This is a genomic window from Cognatishimia sp. WU-CL00825 (assembly GCF_040364665.1).
Taxonomy (GTDB): domain Bacteria; phylum Pseudomonadota; class Alphaproteobacteria; order Rhodobacterales; family Rhodobacteraceae; genus Cognatishimia.
Window position 1 is genome coordinate 2065539 of record NZ_BAABWX010000001.1, and the last position, 22481, is coordinate 2088019.

Sequence of the window (22481 nt, forward strand, 5' to 3'; positions counted from 1 at the left end):
TGGCGGGGCTTTCTGAAATTTTTGCACTGCGCTCTTAGTGACCCAGGATCTGGCTGAGGAACAATTTTGTCCGCTCGCTTTTTGGATTGTTAAAGAACTCTTCTGGCTCGTTCTGTTCAACAATTTGACCTTGGTCCATAAAGATCACGCGGTTGGCCACCTGACGGGCAAAGCCCATCTCGTGGGTCACGCACAACATGGTCATGCCTTCTTCGGCAAGCTCGATCATAGTGTCCAGAACCTCTTTGATCATCTCTGGATCAAGAGCGGATGTTGGTTCATCAAACAACATGATACGTGGCTTCATGCAAAGCGAACGGGCAATCGCCACACGCTGCTGCTGACCACCCGAAAGCATGCCAGGATACTTGTTGGCCTGCTCAGGGATTTTGACCTTTTCCAGAAAATGCATCGCTGTTTCGATGGCTTCTTTCTTAGGTGTTTTACGCACCCAGATCGGAGCCAAAGTACAGTTTTCCAAAATCGTCAAATGCGGGAACAGGTTGAAGTGCTGAAAGCACATGCCAACCTCAGAGCGCACCTTGTCGATGTTCTTAAGGTCAGACGTCAACTCCGTGCCATCCACGATGATTTGGCCCTGCTGATGCTCTTCCAGACGGTTGATACAGCGGATCATGGTGGATTTACCCGAACCCGAGGGCCCGGCGATGACGATACGCTCGCCCTCGTTGACGGTCAGGTTAATATCCTTGAGCACGTGGAACGACCCGTACCACTTGTTCATATTGGTGATTTGAATGGCAACGTTGTCGCTTACCTGAAGCTTTGATCGATCAACGTTACGGTCAGTTGCAAGATCAGACATATCTAGATCTCCTATCGTTTGTGACCAGTCTGAAGCTTGCGCTCCAGGTACATGGAATAGCGGGACATGGAAAAGCAGACGATGAAGAACAAGAAGGCGATAAACGCAAACAGTTCCCAATAGACGCCGTTCCAAGCGGTGTCGGCACGAATGGCTGTCGAAAGACCAATCACGTCAAACAGACCAATGATCGACACCAGCGTTGTGTCCTTAAAGATGCCAATAAAGGTGCTCACGATACCTGGGATCGAGATCTTTAGCGCCTGTGGCATAATGATAAGACGTTGTGCCTGCCAATAGTTCAGACCAAGACTGTCTGCGCCCTCGTATTGCCCTTTGGGCAAGGCGGCCAGACCACCCCGAACGATCTCGGCCATATAGGCGGCAGAGAATAGGGTCATCATGATCATGACACGTAGGATAATATCAAAATTCGTACCCGGTGGCAGGAAGACGTTCAGCAAAAGCGACGCCACAAACAACAGGGTGATCAGCGGCACGCCGCGGATGAATTCGATAAATCCGATACAGATGGCTTTCACGATCAACAGATCAGACTGACGCCCAAGGGCCAGCAAGATACCGATCGGAAGGGACACCCCAATCGCAACGATCCCCAGCAACAAAGCCAGCATAAAGCCGCCGAATTTGCGGCTTTCAACCGCTTCGATGCCAATTGGCAAGATGTCAGACAGGCCATTGCTGACCCAACCTGCCAAAAACAGCCACCAAATCACTGCAGACGCGACCGCACCAATCAAAGCGATTAATCCGCTCATATTTGAAAGTGCACGATAGGCCAGAACAGCGATTCCAAAACCTGCAGCCACCGCCAAAGGTCCCCAAATGGTGCCCCCCCACAGAAGCCAAGGCATCAGGAATGGATACGCCATTGTCAGATAGATAAACTGCTTAGGTGTTTTTTCTGAAAACAGAATGGGTGCCAAAGCTGCCAAGGTCAGAACCAAAGTCAGATTCACACGCCAGTACAGGTAGTCTGGATAGAACCCATACAATAGTTGCAGCCAACGATCGTTCACAACACCCCAGCAAGCGTGCCCATGGGATGTGCCATAGGTGGCATTGAATATCTCACGACATTCGGTCAGCGATGTTGCGCTCCAAGAGGATTGAAACATCCAAGGCAAAAGCCCGGCAAGGATCGAATAGATGAAATAGATCGAGACGAGTGTAAGGATTGAATTTAATGGGCTAGAGAACAGGTTTGCTCTGGCCCAGCCGATAAAGCCCACAGAAGTTGCTGGCGGTGCCAATTCTGGCAACATTTCTTCGCGGACAAAAGGTTGATTGCTCATTCTACCGCTCCACCAATTTCACACGATTGTTGTACCAGTTCATCACCAGCGAAATGCTGAGGCTGATCATTAAGTACACTGCCATTAGCAACACAACACATTCCAGCTCGCGGCCGGTTTGGTTCATCGTGATGCCGCCCAAAGTCCCGGTGATATCCATGTAACCCACCGCAATCGCCAATGACGAGTTTTTGGTAAGGTTCAGATAGTTGGAAATCATCGGTGGGATGATGACACGCAACGCTTGAGGCAGAACAACAAGGCTCATGATGCGGCCAGACCGCAGACCCAAGGCACCAGCCGCTTCGGTTTGACCATGGCTGATGGCAAGAATACCACCGCGCACGATTTCCGCGATAAAGGCGGCAGTATAAAGCGACAGCGCCAACCATAGGGCGATCAAAGAGTTCCGCATATGCGTCCCACCCTGAAAGTTAAACCCTTTCAGCTCTGGGTACCCAAGGTGGAAACCCAAGACAGCAAACAGCACAATGATTGGTATGAACACAACAGCAAGCCGTGTGTACCAGGTCGTAGGCCGTAGGCCCGTGGCTTCCTGCGTTACATCCGCGCGTTTCTTAATGGTGTGACTTGCAAAAAGCCCAGCCACCAAAACAAGCGCAAAGGCCAAGAAATCAAGCGAGATATCAAATCGTAAGCTCGAGTTGCCAAAAATCGGTAGGTTGCCCAGTGAATTGGAAAACAGCGGCTCGGGGATATACACACCCCGGTTTGTGATCGCGACTGTGTCAAAAAAGCTAAGGGTCGCTTCTGGGTTTTCACCGCGGAACGCCCGTGGTGCTGGCAGGCTTTCGATCAGAATGGCCATGGCCAATACGATCCACAGCAAAACCGGGACGTTGCGGAACATTTCCACATAAAACGTCATGATTCTTGCGACAATCCAGTTTTTGGATAGGCGCAGCACACCAATTAGAACGCCCAGGATTGTGGCTGTGATACAGCCCAAAACGGCGACGACCAATGTGTTTAACAGCCCAATAAAGGCCGCGCGCAGGTGGCTGTCTCGGCTGTTATAGTCCAGAAGTCTTTGGTTGATGTCGTAACTTGCAGGCTCTGTAAAGAAAGCCAATGAGATCGGCTTGCCCAGCGTATTCAGGTTTGTCAGCGTATTGTTGATCAGCCATGCAGCCAAAAGCATAAAGCCAAACAATGCAACAACCTGGATCGTCGCCGAACGATACCGGGTGTCGTATATCAGCATTGATAGCCGAAACGACGCCTTCGGAGGGTCGGTGAGAGTTGTCATTTAGGATGTTCCCCGTGCTTCGACCAATTTATTATGCACTTAAGATGTGCTGGTCGATTATTCTTAGGAATAAAACATTTGGGGCGCGAGATGGATCTCGCGCCCCAAAACTTCAGACCTTAGCGGAATGGAGGAGAGTACAGCAGACCACCGTCTGTGTACTGCGCGTTCAAGCCGCGCGCCAAACCGATTGGTGTGTTTTCACCAATGTTCTTTTCGAACACTTCGCCATAGTTGCCGCCCGCCATAATAGCGCGCTTAGCCCATTCTGCGTCCAGACCCAGCATTTCGCCCAAGGAACCTTCGGAACCCAACAGACGGTTAACTTCTGGGTTGTCTGTGCCCGCAGACATCTCAGCAACGTTTGCAGAGGTCACACCCAGCTCTTCTGCTGTGATCAACGCGTTCAAAGTCCAGCGAACAATGTCGCCCCATTCGTTGTCGCCGTGGCGAACAAGTGGCCCGAGTGGCTCTTTAGAGATGATTTCTGGCAGAACGGTGTGATCACCAGGGTTTTCGAATGCAGCACGCGTTGCCGCCAGACCAGACGCATCTGTGGTGTAAACATCGCAAGCACCAGCTAGGTACTGCTGTTGCGCTTCAGCATTGGTTTCGATTGGAACTGGCTCATAGCTGATGCCGTTTGTGCGGAAGAAATCCGCCAGGTTCAGCTCTGTTGTTGTACCGGTTTGGATACAAACAGTTGCGCCATCCAATTCTTTCGCAGAGGCAACACCCAGTTCTTTTGGAACCATGAAGCCCTGACCGTCATAATAGTTCACACCAACAAATGTGAACTTCAGGTCAACATCCCGAGAGAATGTCCATGTGGTGTTACGCGCCAACATATCGATTTCGCCGGAAGCCAGCGCCGTAAAGCGTGTCTTACCAGTTGTCGGCACAAATTCGACGGCCTTTGGGTCACCCAAAACAGCACCGGCAACCGCACGACAAACAGAGACGTCAAAGCCACCCCATTCACCGCTGGCATCCGGGGTTGCAAATCCCACCAGACCAGACGCAACGCCACAGTTCAGTTTGCCACGTGCTTTCACGTCATCAAGCGTGCCAGCAGCGGCGACACCAGCGGAGACACAAGCAATGGCCGCGGCGCCAATTAGTACAGATTTATTCATTTTAACCTCTTCCTGAATTACCGTCCCTTTTTGGAACGAACTTCTGATCCATTTTACGATCAGTTTGTTGCTGTGAAGAGTCCTCGCTCCTTCAGCAGGAGTCAGTTTGGGCGCATTCATCAGAAAAGGTCAAGGGCTGGTTCAAGGAAATTGATGCATTAATAATGCTTGCTCAAATGGCAATCATTTCCTTCCTAAACTGTCTTATTATCAGGATATTTTGAAAAAATGATGCGCGTGCAGGAATGCCAAACGCTTGGTTTCAGAAAGCGCATGGGCGTCATCATCCCGTCCCCATTGCTCTTCTTGCCACAATTCGTCCAACCGAGACAGTGTCCAGCAGTCCTCAGCGGGACGATATTCGTGCACCGCAGCAAAGCCCAGAACAAGTGATCCGGACATGCAAACGAGATCATGAAAGGCTGCCAACTGAAAGCTAGAAAGCCCATGCACCATGTCGCGCAGCCGCTTTAAAGCAGCTTCATTCTGAGACTTAAACATCACGCCAGAGACAGGCTGCAATCTCGCCCCAAGCGAATCAGCAGCCCAATCCAGCACCGGATCCCAGTTTTCCGCCTGACGGGTCACCAATTCCACAGGTGATTCGGCGCGATAACACAGCAGATCAGTGCCACCATAATCTGCCAGCATCTCTGCGACATCTTGCTTCTGGATTGCGACCTTATCTAGGGCAGAATTCGCCGTGCGGGTCATGGGCATGGTCAAAGGATCAACCTGATCACCCTGCGCGTCCCATTCAGCCGCGATGGCTTCGGCCAATTCGCGCGTTGGCACCACCACCGGCGTCTTAGCGGGGGTCTTTAGGCTGCGCCCATCCAACTGGATCACAAAGCCATTTTCATGTGCCTCATATCCTGCATTTTTCCAAAAGCGCTTGTTGGTATTCCAGCCCGCCATCGTCTTAGCCCCAAAACTTGTTCAGCACATCGTGCAATTGATTGAATTCGTGAATGACAACATCAGCCTGATGCAACTGATCAGGCTTATGATAGCCCCAGCTGACACCAATGGCATAAAGACCCGCTGCCTTGGCCATTTCCATATCAAAACTTGTGTCCCCCACCATAACCGCACGATCCTGCGCCACACCCGTGTCAGACAGGGCAGCGTGTAACATCGCGGGATGCGGCTTAGACGGGTGAAAATCGGCCACTTGTTCGGTCACAAAAGTCCTGGTCAACCCATGCGCTTCCAGCAGCTTATCCAATCCTCGGCGGGACTTGCCAGTTGCAACACCCAACAGCGTATCTGGCAGGGCATTCAAGCTGCCCAACACATCCAAAGCTCCAGGGTAAAGCGGCGAACTTTGCACACTGCCTTTGGCTTTGCGCAAATGCATATAAGCGTCCTTATAGCCCTGCACCAAACTGTCAAATAGCGCCTGCGTTCCGTCGGGAACCAACCGTGGAAAGATCACCTCAAGCGACAAGCCAACCTGCGCCAACACCTGATTGCGCGGCGGCATCGTCAAGCCCTGCCCTTCAAAGGCCAGGGTCATCGCAGCGATGATATCGCCTTGACTGTCCACCAAAGTCCCGTCGACGTCAAAGACGACAAGCCTCAAATCCGTCATCGCAACTCCTCAAACGGATCTTCGGCGGCCATATGCGGGGCCCAGTCAAAAGTATCAAAGGTGTTTTGCATATGCTCAGGCAGGGGCGCATGCACAATCAATGGCTGTTTTGTCACCGGATGCTCAAACGACATGGTGCGCGCATGCAGGTGCAGCTTTTTGCTGATCATCCCGCCAAGCTGCGCGCCCCAACCATCGCCCAGGTTTTCCTGGCCAGAACCACCGTATTTTCCATCGCCAATAATCGGGTGACCAATCTCTGCCATATGCGCCCGCAGCTGGTGTGTCCGCCCCGTCACCGGCTCCATGGCGACCCAGGCCGCCCGGCTCGCCACCCGGTATAATGTGGCATATTGAGTGATCGCGCGTTTGGCACCTGGGGTGCTCGCCACCTCACGTGGATGCACGCAATGCATCTTCTCGCCTTCCCCCCGCGGCCCGTGACCGCCAGCTTTGACCAGACCATACTTGATTTCGCCAAGATAAGGCGTGGGCACACCGCCCACCACCGCCCAGTAAATCTTGCGCGTCGCGTGATGGCGAAAAGCTGCGGTCAAATCGCTGGCCATCTTGCGCGACCGCGCCAGGACCAAAACACCAGAGGTGTCTTTGTCCAACCGGTGCACAAGGCGCGGTTTCTCATCATTGCCAAACTTCAGGGCCTCTGCCAAACCATCCACGTGGCGCGTTTGTTTGCTGCCGCCTTGGGTGGGCAGTCCTGCTGGCTTGTTCAACACAATCAGATGATCATCGCGATACAGCACGCAGGATTGAATCAGTTTTTCATCGGCCGCCGATATCCGGCGCTCGCTGTGCTGTTTTGGCTCATAATAATCCGGCACCGGCGGAATACGAATATTCTGCCCTTCCACCAAACGGGTCGCCGGCTTCACCCGGCCGCCATCCAGGCGAATTTCGCCCTTTCGGCACATCTTTTCGATGCGGATTTGGTTTAACTGAGGAAACTTCTGTTTCATCCAGCGGTCCAACCGCATATCAGCGTCATCCGCCACGATCGTCAAATTCTGTACGCCACTCATGCCCATACTCCGCGTGCAAGCCAAACCCCAAGCGCCAAGGCCAAGATCGACCCAATCACTGAAATCAGCACATAGCTTAGCGCCGCACCGGTCTGGCCGCGCTCAAATAAAGTCACCGTTTCCAGCGAAAACGCCGAAAAGGTTGTGAAGCCTCCCAAAAACCCTGTCATCAACAGGGGGCTTAGATGCATCAACCCACGTTTGCCCAAATAGACCACGCAAAGTCCCATCAGAAACGATCCGATGACATTCACCGTGATAATCCCCAGCGGCAGGCCCGCCGCCGCAAGGCGCGCAGCGCCAAGCCCGGTCACATAACGCAAAACAGCGCCTAATGCCCCGCCAAGGGCCACATATGCAAGGTTGATAAGCATCCCGCGTCTCTGTCGTCTGCCCCGGCACTTGTCAAGCGAAAGCCCCTATTCACCTTTGCACAAATACTCTGGGGGAGGCGTTGAAATGCAATTTCAACGGCGGTGGCAACGCCCCTACTCCGATCCCTCGCGCTTTTCGCGCAGCTTGGCAAAGTAATCGACGCGTTTTTTCAGGTCCCGCTCAAAGCCGCGCTCCACCGGCTCGTAGAATTTGGGGCGCTTCATGCCTTCCGGAAAATAGTTCTGACCGGAAAACCCATCTTCGGCGCTGTGGTCATAATCATAGCCTTTGCCATAGCCCTGCTCTTCCATCAGCGAAGTCGGCGCATTCAGAATATGTTTGGGCGGCATCAGGGATCCGGTCTTCTTGGCGGCCACCCGCGCCGCCTTATAGGCCATATAACCGGCGTTGGTCTTTGGCGCGAGCGCCAGATAGATCACCGCCTGCGCCAGCGCCAACTCACCTTCCGGCGAGCCCAGCCGCTCAAAGGTTTCCCAGGCATGCAAACACACAGTCTGAGCATTGGGGTCCGCGAGCGCGATATCTTCGACTGCCATGCGCACAAAGCGCCGCGCAAGATACCGCGGGTCCTCGCCACCCTCCAGCATTCGGGCAAACCAATACAGAGCCGCATCCGGGTCCGAGCCGCGCACCGATTTATGCAAGGCAGAAATCAAATTGTAATGTTCATCGCCGTTCTTGTCGTATTTCGCCGCGCGTTTCATCAGGCGCTTACCCAGTTCTTCCGGGCCAAGATCCCCAGCAACCTTCCAGGCGTTGATTTGCTCAATCAGGTTCAACAGCGCCCGCCCATCACCATCCGCCATAGAATGCAACGTCGCGCGGGCGCTTGCGGTCAGGGGCAACGGCTTGCCCAGTTCCGCTTCGGCCCGTTGGCTCAAGGCCTCAAGGTCTGCATCATCCAAGCGTTCCAGCACCATGACCTGTGCGCGCGACAGCACCGCCGCATTCAGCTCAAAACTTGGATTTTCAGTTGTGGCCCCCACCAACAGAATGGTGCCATCCTCCATATAGGGCAGAAACCCATCCTGCTGGGCTTTGTTAAACCGGTGGATCTCATCCACAAACAACAGGGTGCCGCGTCCATTCTGGCGACGAATTTTGGCCGCCTCAAAGACTTTGCGCAAATCCGGCACGCCGGTGAATATCGCGCTGATCTGAACAAAATGCAGATCCGTTTCCAACGCCAATAGCCGGGCTATAGTGGTTTTACCAACCCCCGGAGGCCCCCAAAATATCAAGGAACTCAGCGTGCCCGAGGCCAGCATGATCCCCAGCGGGGCCTCTGGCCCAAGCACCTGGGACTGTCCGATCACCTCTGACAGAGTCTGTGGCCGTAACCGATCCGCAAGCGGTCGCGGCGCTGTGTTGGGCGTGGTTTCAGAGCCAGATATAGGCCCGGCACCCTCGTCTTGGAAAAGATCCGCCATGGCTAGAGCCGAAAGCGCATAACAACCCGGCGCGCGCCTCTTTGGACCCCCATGGAAAGCCGGTTTTTGGCTGCATCTAAGGCCTTGGTGACGGCCGCCACATCCGGCGTTGCTCGCCCATCGACCTCAAGCAAAATATCCCCAACCCTAAGCCCCGCGCGGGCACCGATATCGCCAGGGTCTTCCACCACCACCCCTTGCGACAGAAGCGGCAGGCCAAACTGCACCACCACCGCCGGGTTGATATTTGACAACACCATGCCCGGAATGGCGGATTTGCGGCCCGTGGTCGCCTGATTTCGGGCTGGGCTATCCGGTGGCGCAATCAGATCGACCTCCACCACTTGATGTTTTCCGTCAATCAGACCGCCAATTTTGGCCACCGAGCCAATACCGGCAACCGCCATGCGAAACACCATTTCGGCACCATTTGTCACCGGCTGACCATCCACTGACAGGATCACATCGCCAGACCGAATGCCCGCCGCACGATAGGGGCTGGCCGCATGTAAGGCGGAAATCACAATGCCCCCTGGACGATCCAACCCCAGACTGTCAGCGATATCAGCATCAACCGATTGTCCAACCGCCCCCGCCCAAGGTTTTTCGAACTGGCGATTGCCCGCCCGTGCCTGCTGCACAAATTCCGCGACCAGATTGGCCGGAATAGCAAATCCAATGCCGTTGCTCCCCCCCGACCGTGTGAGAATTCGGGTGTTGATGCCAATCAAATCGCCATTCACATCAATCAGCGCGCCCCCTGAGTTGCCCGGATTGATCGGCGCATCGGTCTGGATGAAATAGCCCTGACCAGCGCCGGCCGCCGTGCCGCTGCGCGCCAATCCCGAGACAATGCCGCTGGAAACCGTTTGCCCAACCCCAAACGGATTGCCAATCGCCAGTACCAGCTCTCCGACAGCCACATTATCGCTGTCACGCAGGGGTAGAAACGGCATCTCTTCGGTGCTGTTTAGTTGCAGGATCGCCAGATCGTTGGCCTGATCAGACAACAGAACATCTGCGGTGAATTCGCGCCGATCATTCAAAACAACGCGGATATCGGTCGCCATGCCCACAACATGGTAGTTTGATACAATAATACCGTCAGATGACAGGATCACACCTGATCCCAAAGAGTTTTGCACTTTGGGCCGTGTGGTGCCAAATTCCCGAAACAGATTCTGAAAAAATGGGTCGCCCTGAAACGGGCTTTCACGCACAGCCACCACACGTTTGGCATAGATATTGACCACCGCCGGTGTGGCTTGTTTCACCAATGGGGCAAAACCAAGCGCTATCTCGGCCCGAGAATTCGGGATTTGGGTATCGGCTGTGGCAATGCTGGCAAGGCTGAGGCATAGCGCTGTGGCAATGGCGCGGATCATGATGGCTCCTGAAATGTCTGTTCAGGATATGCGGCGCAGCAGAGCAGAATGCAAGATGCGTCTGCCATGGGCGCGTGTTCACGGCGGCGTTGGGGTCCGGAAAAAGGCGGGGCTTCGCCCCCAACGTTGAAATTACATTTCAACGCCTCCCCCAGAGTATTTCTAGAAAGATGAAAGGGAGGGCCGCACTAAAGATCGCCGCGGGATTTAAACTGATTGGGCAGCTTCACCCGGTCAAACAACAGCCGCGCAAGCGTCTTCAGGCCGATGCCGGTGCGGATTTCAAATTCTTCATATCTGAACCTGCGCTGCGGCAAACCATTGCGGCGAAAGCCTTCGCACAGGGATTTGCGCATGGGTTTTGGCCCACAGAAGGCCACCGTAAGATCACGGGTCTGCAGGCCTGTTACCTGCAAAATACTCTCGGCCGTCGCACGGGTTTGCGAGGCTGAACTGTGCAGATAAAGGTTTAGATTGTCTTTTTCCGCCGCCAAAAGTTGCAGCTCGCTCAAATGCGCCGCATGCAGTTCTGATTTTACACAATACAGCAAATGCACCGGTCCATTGTCCGCACTGAGTGACTGAGCCCAGGCCATAAATGGAGTAATGCCGATGCCCGCCGCGATCCAAAGTTCCGGAGCGCTGCGTGTTTTGCGCTCAAACCGCCCATAGGCTCCTTCGATGCGCAGCTCTGCCTGATTGAGCGTCTGCTGATGCATTCGCGCGGTAAAGTCACCCAATTTGGCCACGGTCATGCGCAGCGTGCCATCCGCACTGGGAGCTTTGCTGATGGTAAAGGGATGGGGTTCAGAGCCATCAATGCTGAGAAAGGCAAATTGTCCGGGCCGGTATTTCAGCCCCCCATTGTGGGGCGTCATGCTCAGCGCCAGCGCGCCGCCGGTCTTTTCAATCTGACTGATCTTATAGCGCCGCGACGGGCGCAGGGCGGCCGGCAGCAATCGATAGGAAAATGCCAGGATTCCCAGCAAACACATGGCGCTGACATAAAGCCCGATCGGGTCGGCGTTTTTGAACGGTTTCAGGATGAACAGATAATGCGCCGCACCAGCCACAAAGAACATTCCCATAAAGCGGTGGGTCCAGCGCCACAGATGATAGGGAATAAAGGTTGTGATGGTGATCATCACCAGGATCAACAGACCATATAGGCTGAGTTCCCCCAGCGTTTCCGCCAGTTCTTCCAACCAGTTCTGCCCGCCAAGATGGCGCATATCTGCATCAATTGTATCGTGTAGCAAGATAAAGACCATGGCCATGATGCCCAGCCACTTGTGCAATACATAGCCTTGGTCCAGCCCGCCAAACAACATCTCTACGATCTTGAAGCGCGTGGCAATCAGCTGAGAAATCGCCATGGCAATCAACGCCGCCATGCCCATGTACTGGCTGACCAAAGCCAATGTATCTTTGCCGTGGTCCAGCGCGGGCAGCCAGATTATGGGTGTCAAAATGGCAGCGGCTGTCACGATAAGACCAAGAGGCTTGAGGCGCATAGGTGATCCTTTTTGGCTAGGCCGCTGTGGGCTTGGCTGGGCCGCTGTGGGCTTGGCTAATTCGCTCACAGGTCTGCTGGCCTAAGACGCGCAAGTCAACAGTGGATCAGCCGGATTTTGCCAATTTGCAACGCCCTAGCGCCCCAGTAGATCGAGCCATGAAAAAAACCCGCCTGTTGCCAGACGGGGTTTTCTAAGTAATCAGAGAGAGAGCAGCTTATTCCGCGTCTTCGATCTCTACCAGGCGGGCTTTGTCGCCTGCGCCTTTGGCGTCAACATCGCGGTCAACGAATTCGATGATCGCCATTGGGGCCATGTCGCCATAACGGAAACCGGCTTTCATGATGCGGATGTAACCACCGTTACGCTCTGCCATACGTGGGCCAAGAACATCGAACAGTTTCGCAACGTACTTGTCTTGTTTCAGACGAGACGCTGCGTTACGGCGAGAGTGAAGGTCACCCTTTTTCGCCAAAGTGATCAGTTTTTCAACGATCGGGCGCAGTTCTTTTGCTTTTGGCAAAGTTGTTTTGATCTGCTCGTGCTCGATCAAAGAGCCGGCCATGTTTGCAAACATCGCTTTACGGTGTTCGTGTGTCCGGTTTAGGCGGCGGTAACCACGTGCGTGACGCATTTTATTAATCCTTGTTTCGTGCCCTTGTGTGGGCGGTGCTTTGTCTGGCGTCCCATGCGGGTGGGCCGCTCTCCTTGGGGCAGGATCGCCCAGATTGTCCCCACTATTGTGGGCATTTGAGCGGGCCGTATATGTGGCCCGCCCGAATTCTTCAAGACGCTCTTAGAAGGCGTCTTCGAATTTCTTCGCCAGGTCTTCGATGTTGTCCGGCGGCCAGTCCTCGACGTCCATGCCAAGGTGCAGACCCATGCCTGACAGCACTTCTTTGATTTCGTTCAAAGATTTGCGGCCAAAGTTCGGAGTGCGCAGCATTTCTGCTTCGGTTTTCTGGATCAAATCGCCAATGTAAACGATGTTGTCGTTTTTCAGGCAATTTGCAGAACGTACAGACAGTTCCAGTTCGTCCACTTTCTTCAGCAGAAGCGGGTTGAACTCCAGACCATCATCTTCGTCCTGACGGCCAGCAGCTTCTGGTTCGTCAAAGTTCACAAAGATAGACAGTTGATCTTGCAGAATGCGCGCCGCATAGGCCACCGCGTCTTCTGGTGTGATCGAACCATCTGTTTCGATCTTCATAGTCAGCTTGTCATAGTCCAGAACCTGACCTTCGCGGGTCGGCTGAACGTCGTAAGACACGCGTTTCACAGGCGAGTAGATCGCATCAATTGGCATCAGGCCAATCGGCGCGTCTTCTGGCTTGTTTTTATCCGCAGAAACGTAACCTTTGCCTGTATTGACAGTCAGTTCAACAAACAGGTCGGCGCCATCGTCAAGGTGACAGATAACCAGGTCTTTGTTCAGAACTTCGATGCCAGCAGAGTCAGAGATATCCGCCGCTGTGACTGCACCGGGGCCTTTGGCATTGATCGAAAGGCGCTTAGGGCCTTCGACTTCCATGCGCAGGGCAACCTGTTTCAGGTTCAGGATAACGTCGGTGACGTCTTCGCGAACGCCCGCAACCGAGGAAAACTCGTGCAATACGTTGTCGATTTGAACGCTAGTGATGGCAGCACCCTGCAGCGAGCTCATCAGAACGCGGCGCAATGCGTTGCCCAAAGTCAAACCGAATCCACGTTCCAGCGGCTCGGCAACAACCGTTGCTTGGCGCGCAGGGTCGTTGCCCGGCTTTACTTCTAGCTGTGTTGGCTTGATCAATTCAGCCCAATTCTTATGGATCATGCGTCCCTCCATTCTTGTCTTACCCCCATGTTCCGAAAGGGTCAGACTCCCGAGGTTTCAAAACGACGAACTGGGGCCGAGCGAATGTCGCGGCCCCAGTTACTAATTTTGGATTAAACGCGGCGGCGCTTTGGTGGGCGGCAGCCGTTGTGTGCCATTGGGGTCACGTCACGAATAGATGTGATGTTAAAGCCAATTGCAGCCAATGCGCGCAAAGCAGATTCACGGCCAGAACCTGGACCCTGAACTTCTACTTCCAATGTCTTAACACCGTGATCCTGAGCTTTCTTGCCCGCATCTTCCGCCGCCATCTGAGCAGCATATGGGGTAGACTTACGAGAGCCTTTGAAACCCATTGTGCCCGCAGAGGACCAAGCGATTGCGTTGCCTTGAACGTCAGAGATCAAGATTTTGGTGTTGTTGAACGAAGAATTCACATGGGCAACGCCCGCTGCAATATTCTTCCGCTCTTTTTTCTTAGTACGAGTCTTTTCGCGTGCCATCTAATCAGCCCCCCTTATTTCTTCTTACCAGCAATGGCCTTTGCAGGACCTTTGCGAGTACGAGCGTTGGTGTGGGTACGCTGACCACGAACTGGCAGATTACGACGGTGGCGCAGGCCACGGTAGCAACCCAAGTCCATGAGGCGCTTGATGTTCATTGTGACTTCACGACGCAAGTCACCTTCAACGGTGTAGTTTGCATCGATGTGCTCACGAACGGCCAGAACTTCTGCGTCAGACAATTCGTTAACACGACGGGTTGCGTCGATCTTAACGGCTTCGCAGATGGCTTTTGCAGAGGTGTGACCAATACCAGTGATGTAAGTCAGGGCAATCGGGACCCGTTTATGGGTCGGGATGTTAACGCCGGCGATACGTGCCAAGTGTCATTTCCTTTTCGTTGCGGTTCCGTAGCTCCAGAACCTTTTTTCACAACATAAGCCCGAGGCGATAAGGCCACCGGGCTACAGCTGATCAGGTGATCCGTTCCCCGGGGGCGACCCAAAAAACGAGAATTTGATTCTCTAATAGAGATAGTGTCGTTTAGGGGGGAATTGGGGGGCGGTCAAGAGAAAGAAAGGGTTATCATCTAACCACCCAAACATTATTCTCCACGATCAAGGTGAAAGAAAGGGTACCCTAAACTGGCGCCAAAACGAGTCATCGTTTCAAAACTGAATAAGAACAACAGCCCGACGCTAACCGAGATGACAAGTCTTAGTAAAATGCGGACCCGAAGTCCCCAAAATGCTATGAAAGCAAATACTAGAGGCAAAACCCAAATCCCAATTAGAAACTCAACGAGAGGCGCATCGCCAACTTTGGACGCAAAATATGCGCTGTAAGCGATCCATGCTAACACAATACTCGCCAAGATACTCAGAGCGATGACAATCCGGTTCCTATCAATCAAAGCTGAACCCTCCATTGAGCAAGCTTTGGAAACCCGTGCGAACAGCCGTCGATAACTGAGCCGAGTTACCTGCTCCAGCGTGCGGTATTCGATCTGCGCCGACAATGCTTACATTTGTATAACCATCAGTAAATGATTTAACAGACCCATACTCTTTGTTAATTTTGTCGATCAATCCTTCATAACTTCGATCACCAAAGAAGCCACCAGCAACAGCGAGAAAGGATCAAACGAAAGACCCTCGAAACGCGCCGCTTGCATCACAGGCAACGCGCGGCATAACCAAACCAACCAGATGAGCCAAACACTCTCTTAGTTTAGGCCCTCTTTGGACCCAAAAACTCTGCCGACGGACAGCACCCAATATACGGAGCTGACGACATCAAACTACATTTGGTCACGATCAGTCAATCGCTGAGAGGCAGCCAACTCCCAGTTGAATAACCAGGGTCGGGCTCGATAAGAACCCAAATTTCTCCAGTTTTAGAGCACTTAAAGTATCGTTCAGCAATTGGTAATTTGAGGTTATCGTACTCGCTTAACTCTGTGCAAATTTCTTTTGCTGTCTGTTGTTTCAACCAAACAACAAACCTTTCATATTCCCCTAAAGATACAAATCCGTGGATCTTTTCCCAGTTACAACTATTCATTTATTTCACTATCCAATTTGGATTAAGTGGATTGATATTGACTTGTTCCCTCTTGAGCCCGCTAATTTAAGTTAGCTCTGTTCAGGTTTTGGTCTTTCTTTGACCGGATCATTCCCCGAGTACGCATACCTATTCGTGCCGACACCTTGCTCTTGTGGGTCTAACCAATCTGGCTGAATGAACAGCGCACTCGCCGAGGATGCAAAAACGCTTAGCGCTACGGCCAAAATCAATTTCTGTAAAATGCGGAGCATAGAACTCCCCTGATTAATTTAATAAGTTGCGCGCGGGTTAGGCTATCTTTGTAGGGGACGCCAACCTAACTCTTCGGCCTGCGAAAATGTGCATTGGTTGATACGTTGCAAATAGGCCAATTAACTGCGCCGGCTCGCAGGCACATCCTGCGCATTTGGGTATTCTGAATGCCCGCCCGTGCCGCAACTGAAGCCGTAAATAAGAAGAGCACGGCAAGTAAAAATTGTTTCAAAATATACTCCAGTAATCACACTCGCAAAACCATGGCCTAGTACCACGGCTCCTACCTTGTCAGAGTTCTTGGGTCTAGCTCAGCCAGTTTGGAACCCGCCTTTACCCCCTCTTCTCCGCCATTATCTCTCCCATGCGCGCGCCAAGCGTGGTTTCAAAATCACCCTGACGTTCTCGGATGGCGTTCAGATAAGCGTCGTTTTCAGCGGCCGGAATATCCGGGTCATAGTGCTCGGCAACGGTCAGCATCCCCTCGCGATCCATGTCGCCAAAGGCCGCAACCATACGGTCGGCTTGATCCCGTGAATACCCAAGACATTCAATCGCAGAACGTCCCATGCGCAGCGAGCTATCATAGGTGTCGCGAATGATGTCACGACACCCTGCTGCCCACAGATCATAGACATGATTGCGGTCTACCGCGCGGGCCACAATATGCACATCCGGGTAATGCTGCTGCACGTATTTCACCAGCTCTGTGATCTGCTCCTTGCCATCAATTGCAATGACAAACAGCTTGGCCTCGGCAATCCCCGCCGCATGCAACAGATCCGGCCGGGTGGCGTCGCCATAATAGGCCTGCACACCAAAGCTCTTGAGCATCTCAAGCTGCTTTGAGCTGAAATCCATCACCGTGGGGTTCATCCCGGCCCCGCGCAGCATGCGGCTTACAATGCCGCCGACCCGCCCGTGCCCGGCAATAATAATATCGCTATGCTCGGCAATCTGATCCATCTCACGCTCTTCTTGGGCAGAAAACCGCGGCGCGATCACCCTGTCATACAGAATAAACAAAGCGGGCGTCAGCAACATCGACAAGGCCACCACCAACAGCAATCGATCCGCCAGCTCTACCGGGATCACCGCATTGGCCACCGTAAACGACAACAGCACAAAGCCAAACTCGCCGGCCTGTGCCAAACCCAGGGCAAACAGCCACCGGTCAGACCCCTGGATTTTAAAGATCAGTGCCAACACCAACAGCACCCCGGCTTTCAGCGCCATCAGACCCAGCGTCAGGCCCACAATCAGCGCCAGATTATCCAGCAAAAGCCCAAAGTTGATCCCGGCCCCAACGGTCATAAAAAACAGGCCCAGCAACAACCCCTTAAAGGGATCAATGTCGCTTTCAAGTTCATGGCGATATTCGCTGTTGGCCAGCACCACGCCCGCCAAAAACGTCCCAAGCGCCGGGGACAGACCAACCAATGTCATCAACAGGGCAATGCCCACCACCATCATCAAGGCCGTGGCCACAAACAACTCGCGCAGCTGCGCATGCGCGATAAAGCGAAAGATCGGGCTGGTCAGAAAGGCCCCGCCGACAATCACAACCGCAATCGCGCCCAGCGTCACCAGTGCCACGCCCCAGCCCGGCAAACCATCCACCAAGCTCATCGAAGCGCCGTGGTCCCCTTCGCCACCGTGATCGGCCGCGTGTGACATCGCCTCCATCAGCTCCGGCATCGCCAGCAAAGGCACCAGCGCCAGCATCGGGATCACCGCGATATCCTGAAACAGCAGCACCGAAAAACTAGACTGCCCGCCGTCACTTTTCATCAGCCCCTTTTCACCCAGCGTCTGCAGCACAATCGCGGTGGATGACAGTGCAAACACCAGACCGATGGCCAAAGCAACCGTCCAGACCTGCCCAAAGGCCATGGCCACCAGCATCACCGCCCCGGCCGTCAATCCGACTTGGCCGCCACCCAGCCCCAACAACTTGGCGCGCATCGACCACAGCAATTTGGGTTCCAGCTCTAAGCCCACCAAAAACAACATCATCACCACGCCAAATTCAGCAAAATGCTGAATAGACACCACATCCACATGCAGAACGGCCAAAACAGGGCTGATCACAATGCCTGCAATCAGATAGCCCAACACCGATCCAAGCCCCAATCGCGAGGCAATGGGCACCGCCACAACGCCTGCGATCAAAAAGATAAATGCCAGTAGTAGAAAATCGGTCATGTCGCGCGCGCCCCGTCATTTGTGCCTGTGTCGATAGCACCACAGGGGGGCCACAAATGCAAAGCGTTAAGTCAAGCCGACCGCCCTCGCACACTGGGCAAACACGAGTCTATCGTGACACGCTGCAATTCAGACAAGGACCACACGGATCTGCACATTCTGGAGTTTTCCAGAACCGTCTTCGCGAAAAACCGCTGTCTCAGACGATCAATTACATCGCCTAGTCACGCGCCCCGTTTAGAAACACGGAGCGCTGTTTTCTCGGAATATAGGTCCAAGCAATGAAACGGCTGGTTTTTTGCCCCTGTGCCATTTCGGCGGTCTTCACATCGACCGCCTTGGCCCGGTCGAGAATTTTATAGAGCGGCTGAAGGTTGTCTTTTTTTGACACAAGCGAACTGAACCATAGGCACTGTTTGGCGAATTCTGTGCTTTCTTTGATCATATTCGCAATGAACCTAATCTCACCGCCCGGGCACCAAAGTTCGGCGTTTTGTCCACCGAAGTTAAGCTTTTTTGACTGCCCTTTGCCAAGGTTGCGCCATTTGCGTTGCGTGCCCTTTTTGGCCTCTTCTTTAGAGGCATGAAATGGCGGGTTGCACATGGTCAGGTGAAAAACATCTTGCGGCTTGATCACCCCACGAAAGACATTCTCCCGCATGTTTTGTTGCCTAAGGGCAATATCCAGCGCGTTGGCGTCGCAAATCCGCTTAGCTGACTGAATGGCACCTGCGTCTATATCTACCCCGGTGAAATGCCAGCCATATTCGCTTTGCCCAACAAGCGGATAAACCAAATTTGCACCCGTACCGATGTCCAACACTTTGACATCACGCCCGCGGGGAATGACTTGATTGTTGCTGTTGGCAAGCAGGTCCGCCAGATAGTGGATGTAATCTGCACGACCAGGGATCGGAGGGCACAGGTAATTGGCCGGGATGTCCCAAAAATCAATGCCATAATAGGCCTTCAACAACGCACGGTTCAGCGTACGAACCGCCCGCACGTCTTGAAAATCAATGGTTGTCCGACCAACAGGGTTGCTGATTGTGAATGATTCCAGGTCAGGTACAAGCGCTGCCAAACGTTCAAAATCATACCCATCGCGGTGTTGATTTCGCGGATGTAGATTAGCTTTCTTGGCCATCACAACGCCTTTGGTTATCTGGGGGGGGGCAGGATATTGTCCCTCAGTCAGGACATCTAGGGCACCATCCAAACATTGTCCTCACCCGTAAACGAAATACCCCGCCTCAATGAGACGGGGTTTTCCAATTCATTCGGTGCTCAAGCGCTTAACCCAGCGCTTCGGCGATCTCTGCTTTCACGGCGTCGATCTCTGCAAGACCATCCACCCAGACAAGATTACCCTTGGCATGGTAATAGCCAATAAGCGCGTTGGTCTTTTTGTAGTATTCCATCAAGCGGATCTTGAGGCTTTCCTCGTTATCATCCGCACGGGCTGTTCCACCAGCAGCCACAGCTTCAGCCGCACGGCCAACGATCCGGTCCACCAACACATCATCGTTCACGGCCAAGGCAACCACGGCGTCCAGTTTTTCGCCAACTTCCGCCAGCAAATCAGCCAAAGCATCTGCTTGGGTCAGCGTGCGCGGGAAGCCATCAAAGATGAACCCACCCTTTTTATCGCCTTCCAGCTTTTCGCGGATCAGACCAATGACGATCTCATCTGTCACCAGTTCGCCAGCATCCATGATGGCCGCAACTTTCAGACCCATTTCGGTGCCGCTACTTTTGGCCTCCCGAAGCATGTCCCCGGTGGACAGCTGGATCATATCACGTGTTTCAACAAGATGGCTGGCCTGTGTACCCTTACCGGCACCAGGTGGCCCAAGCAAAATAATATTCATCGACGAGCAGCTCCCTTTTTACTGCGCTTCTTGCTGCCTTTGCCACGCAGCTGAGACTTTTCAATCAAGCCTTCGTACTGGTGCGCAAGCAAGTGGCTCTGAACCTGTTGGATGGTGTCCATGGTCACAGAGACCACAATCAGAACCGAAGTGCCGCCAAAATAGAAAGGAATTGCCAATTGGCCACGTAAAATCTCTGGAAGGAGACAAACTGCCGCAAGATATGCCGAACCCAGCACCAAAACGCGGGTCACAACATAGTCTAAATACTCTGCCGTTTTCTTACCCGGACGAATACCAGGAATGAAACCGTTCTGATTCTTCAGATTGTCGGCCACTTCGTCAGTCTTAAACGCCACGTTGAACGTATAAAAGAACGCGAAGAAAACGATCATGCCCACAAAGAACAACAGATACAGCGGCTGACCCGGTCCGAAATATGCCAACAAAGTTGACATGATCGGGTTGGTCGAATTGCCAGAGAACGTCGCGATTGTGGTGGGCAACAACAGCAAAGAGCTTGCGAAAATCGCTGGGATAACACCGGCTGGGTTCACCTTGACTGGCAGGTGAGACGAGCCACCGTCATAGACTTTCATGCCAACTTGGCGACGCGGGTATTGGATGTGGATCTTGCGCAGCGCGCGTTCCATGAACACCACAAAGGCGATAGTCGCAACGACCATGATGATCACACCAACGATCACTGCCGGGCTGATGGCCCCAGAGCGACCAGACACAAAGAACTGCGCCAAAGCCGCAGGCAGTTCTGCAACAATGCCCACAAAGATGATCAAGGAAATACCGTTGCCAATGCCGCGCGCGGTGATTTGCTCACCCAGCCACATCAAGAACATAGTACCACCGATCAAGGTGACCATGCAGGCCACAATGAAATACAGACCCGGGTTTGTCACCAAATCACCAGATTGCAGGCTGACCGCCAGGCCGTAAGACTGCAATGTCGCCAGCACCACAGTGCCATAACGGGTGTATTGGTTGATCTTTTTGCGACCCTGCTCGCCTTCTTTTTTCAATTGCTCCAGCGCCGGAACCATTGATGTCATCAGCTGAACAATAATCGACGCCGAAATATAGGGCATAATGCCCAGAGCGAAGATCCCCATGCGGCCCAATGCGCCACCTGTGAACATTGTCAAAATACCGCCAATTCCGGTCGCCGCAGATTCCATGAACTCACGCAGGGCGTTTGCGTCGATACCGGGCACCGGAATATATGTACCAAGGCGGTAAACGATCAAAAGACCAATCGTGAACAGGATTCGATTGCGAAGATCGGTGGCTTTACCAAGTGCTGACCAGCTTGTGTTAGCCGCCATTTGCTCTGCTGCAGATACCATTCGGATCTCTCTATCAAATGAAAACGCCGCCAAGGCCGTTTTCCGGCTCTGGCGGCGTCTTTAGGAAAACTTAGAAGTGTATGTAAGCGGACACGCGCCCGCTCACAACCTCTTATTCAGCCGCTGGCGCGGTTGTGACTGTCAGAGAGCCGCCCGCTTTTGCAACAGCTTCGACAGCAGAGGCAGATGCGCCCGTCACTTCGATGGTTGCTTTGGCTGTGATTTCACCTTTTGCCAACACGCGCACGCCGTCTTTGACGCGACGGACCAGGCCGGATGCAACCAAAGCTTCTTCGGTGATGGTTTCTGTGGCGTTCAATTTGCCTTCGTCGATGAATTTCTGGATCAGGCCTAGGTTTACAACGGCAAACGCCTTGCGGTTACGGCTGCTAAAGCCACGCTTAGGCAGGCGTTGGTACAATGGCATTTGACCGCCTTCGTAGCCTTTGATCGCAACACCGGAACGGGATTTCTGACCTTTGATACCACGGCCAGCCATCTTACCTTTGCCAGAGCCAGGACCACGCGCAACACGCATGCGTTTCTTGGCGGCACCAGCGTTGTCGCTGAGTTCATGTAATTTCATGTCGCTTCTCCTTGCCGGAACTGACCCCTGAAGCGTTAAGCGGGTCAAACACGGCTTTTCTTGATTGTGATTCGAGACCCAATTCGGGCCACTGGCCGCATATACGGCGAAGGAGATGGGGAATCAAGCTTTGACGCACCGCCAAACCACAATTTGCCACCACCCGGTCAGCACTGCGCAGGAAGCGGGGTTTGCGAAGTTTGAGGATCGGCCCAGAAGACATTCGTGAATTTTGCGGCGAATGGCCGGAAAGAGCCCAAACTGACAAATGCTGCGCTCTGTGCGAAAGACCGCATTGATGAGTGATTGAAAATGGTCTTCGCAACGAGGTTAATGGCGGAATACCCCGCCTGAGTTGGTTAATGTCAACATGCGCGCCGATATTGTGTGTTCCTGGTTAAAGCACCTTGCATTTAC

The 22481-nt window shown here is 53.4% G+C and carries 20 protein-coding genes; all 20 read right to left on the reverse strand.

The features are described 5' to 3' along the window. Window positions 1-34 precede the first annotated feature (34 nt). Entirely contained in the window at window positions 35-826 is a 792-nt protein-coding gene (locus ABXG94_RS10200; RefSeq protein WP_353533889.1) for an amino acid ABC transporter ATP-binding protein, read from the reverse strand. Between the two features lie 11 nt (window positions 827-837). Beyond that, the gene (locus ABXG94_RS10205) at window positions 838-2142 is read right to left on the reverse strand and encodes an amino acid ABC transporter permease (protein ID WP_353533890.1); all 1305 of its coding nucleotides are present in this window, start codon (window positions 2140-2142) and stop codon (window positions 838-840) included. 1 nt (window position 2143) lies between these two features. Continuing rightward, window positions 2144-3412, reverse strand: coding sequence for an amino acid ABC transporter permease (locus tag ABXG94_RS10210; protein WP_353533891.1), 1269 nt, complete (start codon window positions 3410-3412; stop codon window positions 2144-2146). A 119-nt stretch (window positions 3413-3531) separates the two neighbouring features. Continuing rightward, complete coding sequence (locus ABXG94_RS10215; RefSeq protein WP_353533892.1) at window positions 3532-4548, reverse strand: amino acid ABC transporter substrate-binding protein; 1017 nt, start codon at window positions 4546-4548, stop codon at window positions 3532-3534. 210 nt (window positions 4549-4758) lie between these two features. Beyond that, window positions 4759-5466 (reverse strand): ATP12 family chaperone protein, encoded by a 708-nt coding sequence (locus ABXG94_RS10220; RefSeq protein ID WP_353533893.1) that lies wholly within the window; start codon window positions 5464-5466, stop codon window positions 4759-4761. 4 nt (window positions 5467-5470) lie between these two features. Beyond that, window positions 5471-6142 (reverse strand): HAD-IA family hydrolase, encoded by a 672-nt coding sequence (locus tag ABXG94_RS10225; RefSeq protein ID WP_353533894.1) that lies wholly within the window; start codon window positions 6140-6142, stop codon window positions 5471-5473. Further along, window positions 6139-7182: an RluA family pseudouridine synthase gene (locus ABXG94_RS10230; protein ID WP_353533895.1), complete on the reverse strand. Its 1044-nt coding sequence runs from the start codon at window positions 7180-7182 to the stop codon at window positions 6139-6141. Before ABXG94_RS10230 ends, ABXG94_RS10225 begins: the two co-directional genes overlap by 4 nt. Continuing rightward, on the reverse strand, window positions 7179-7556 hold the full coding sequence (crcB, locus tag ABXG94_RS10235; protein ID WP_353533896.1) for a fluoride efflux transporter CrcB: 378 nt from the start codon (window positions 7554-7556) through the stop codon (window positions 7179-7181). Before crcB ends, ABXG94_RS10230 begins: the two co-directional genes overlap by 4 nt. Before the next feature lie 114 nt (window positions 7557-7670). Continuing rightward, on the reverse strand, window positions 7671-9008 hold the full coding sequence (locus ABXG94_RS10240; RefSeq protein ID WP_353533897.1) for a replication-associated recombination protein A: 1338 nt from the start codon (window positions 9006-9008) through the stop codon (window positions 7671-7673). A gap of 2 nt (window positions 9009-9010) precedes the next feature. Further along, window positions 9011-10393, reverse strand: a complete 1383-nt coding sequence (locus ABXG94_RS10245; protein ID WP_353533898.1) for a trypsin-like peptidase domain-containing protein — start codon at window positions 10391-10393, stop codon at window positions 9011-9013. Window positions 10394-10581: 188 nt separating this feature from the next. Further along, on the reverse strand, window positions 10582-11907 hold the full coding sequence (locus ABXG94_RS10250; RefSeq protein ID WP_353533899.1) for a ferredoxin reductase family protein: 1326 nt from the start codon (window positions 11905-11907) through the stop codon (window positions 10582-10584). Window positions 11908-12124: 217 nt separating this feature from the next. Continuing rightward, window positions 12125-12541 carry a 50S ribosomal protein L17 gene (gene rplQ / locus ABXG94_RS10255; protein WP_353533900.1) on the reverse strand — a complete coding sequence of 139 codons (417 nt, stop codon included), beginning with the start codon at window positions 12539-12541 and terminating at the stop codon, window positions 12125-12127. A gap of 162 nt (window positions 12542-12703) precedes the next feature. Further along, window positions 12704-13720, reverse strand: coding sequence for a DNA-directed RNA polymerase subunit alpha (locus ABXG94_RS10260; protein WP_353533901.1), 1017 nt, complete (start codon window positions 13718-13720; stop codon window positions 12704-12706). Window positions 13721-13833: 113 nt separating this feature from the next. Beyond that, window positions 13834-14223, reverse strand: a complete 390-nt coding sequence (rpsK, locus tag ABXG94_RS10265; protein WP_353533902.1) for a 30S ribosomal protein S11 — start codon at window positions 14221-14223, stop codon at window positions 13834-13836. Window positions 14224-14237: 14 nt separating this feature from the next. Further along, window positions 14238-14606, reverse strand: coding sequence for a 30S ribosomal protein S13 (rpsM, locus tag ABXG94_RS10270; RefSeq protein ID WP_353533903.1), 369 nt, complete (start codon window positions 14604-14606; stop codon window positions 14238-14240). A gap of 1768 nt (window positions 14607-16374) precedes the next feature. Then, the gene (locus ABXG94_RS10275) at window positions 16375-18246 is read right to left on the reverse strand and encodes a cation:proton antiporter domain-containing protein (protein WP_353533904.1); all 1872 of its coding nucleotides are present in this window, start codon (window positions 18244-18246) and stop codon (window positions 16375-16377) included. 220 nt (window positions 18247-18466) lie between these two features. Next, on the reverse strand, window positions 18467-19393 hold the full coding sequence (gene rlmF / locus ABXG94_RS10280; protein WP_353533905.1) for a 23S rRNA (adenine(1618)-N(6))-methyltransferase RlmF: 927 nt from the start codon (window positions 19391-19393) through the stop codon (window positions 18467-18469). 148 nt (window positions 19394-19541) lie between these two features. Then, entirely contained in the window at window positions 19542-20117 is a 576-nt protein-coding gene (locus tag ABXG94_RS10285) for an adenylate kinase (RefSeq protein ID WP_353533906.1), read from the reverse strand. After that, the gene (gene secY / locus ABXG94_RS10290) at window positions 20114-21478 is read right to left on the reverse strand and encodes a preprotein translocase subunit SecY (protein ID WP_353533907.1); all 1365 of its coding nucleotides are present in this window, start codon (window positions 21476-21478) and stop codon (window positions 20114-20116) included. The genes ABXG94_RS10285 and secY overlap by 4 nt, the downstream gene beginning before the upstream one ends. A gap of 112 nt (window positions 21479-21590) precedes the next feature. Further along, window positions 21591-22064, reverse strand: a complete 474-nt coding sequence (gene rplO, locus ABXG94_RS10295) for a 50S ribosomal protein L15 (RefSeq protein ID WP_353533908.1) — start codon at window positions 22062-22064, stop codon at window positions 21591-21593. Window positions 22065-22481: the final 417 nt, after the last annotated feature.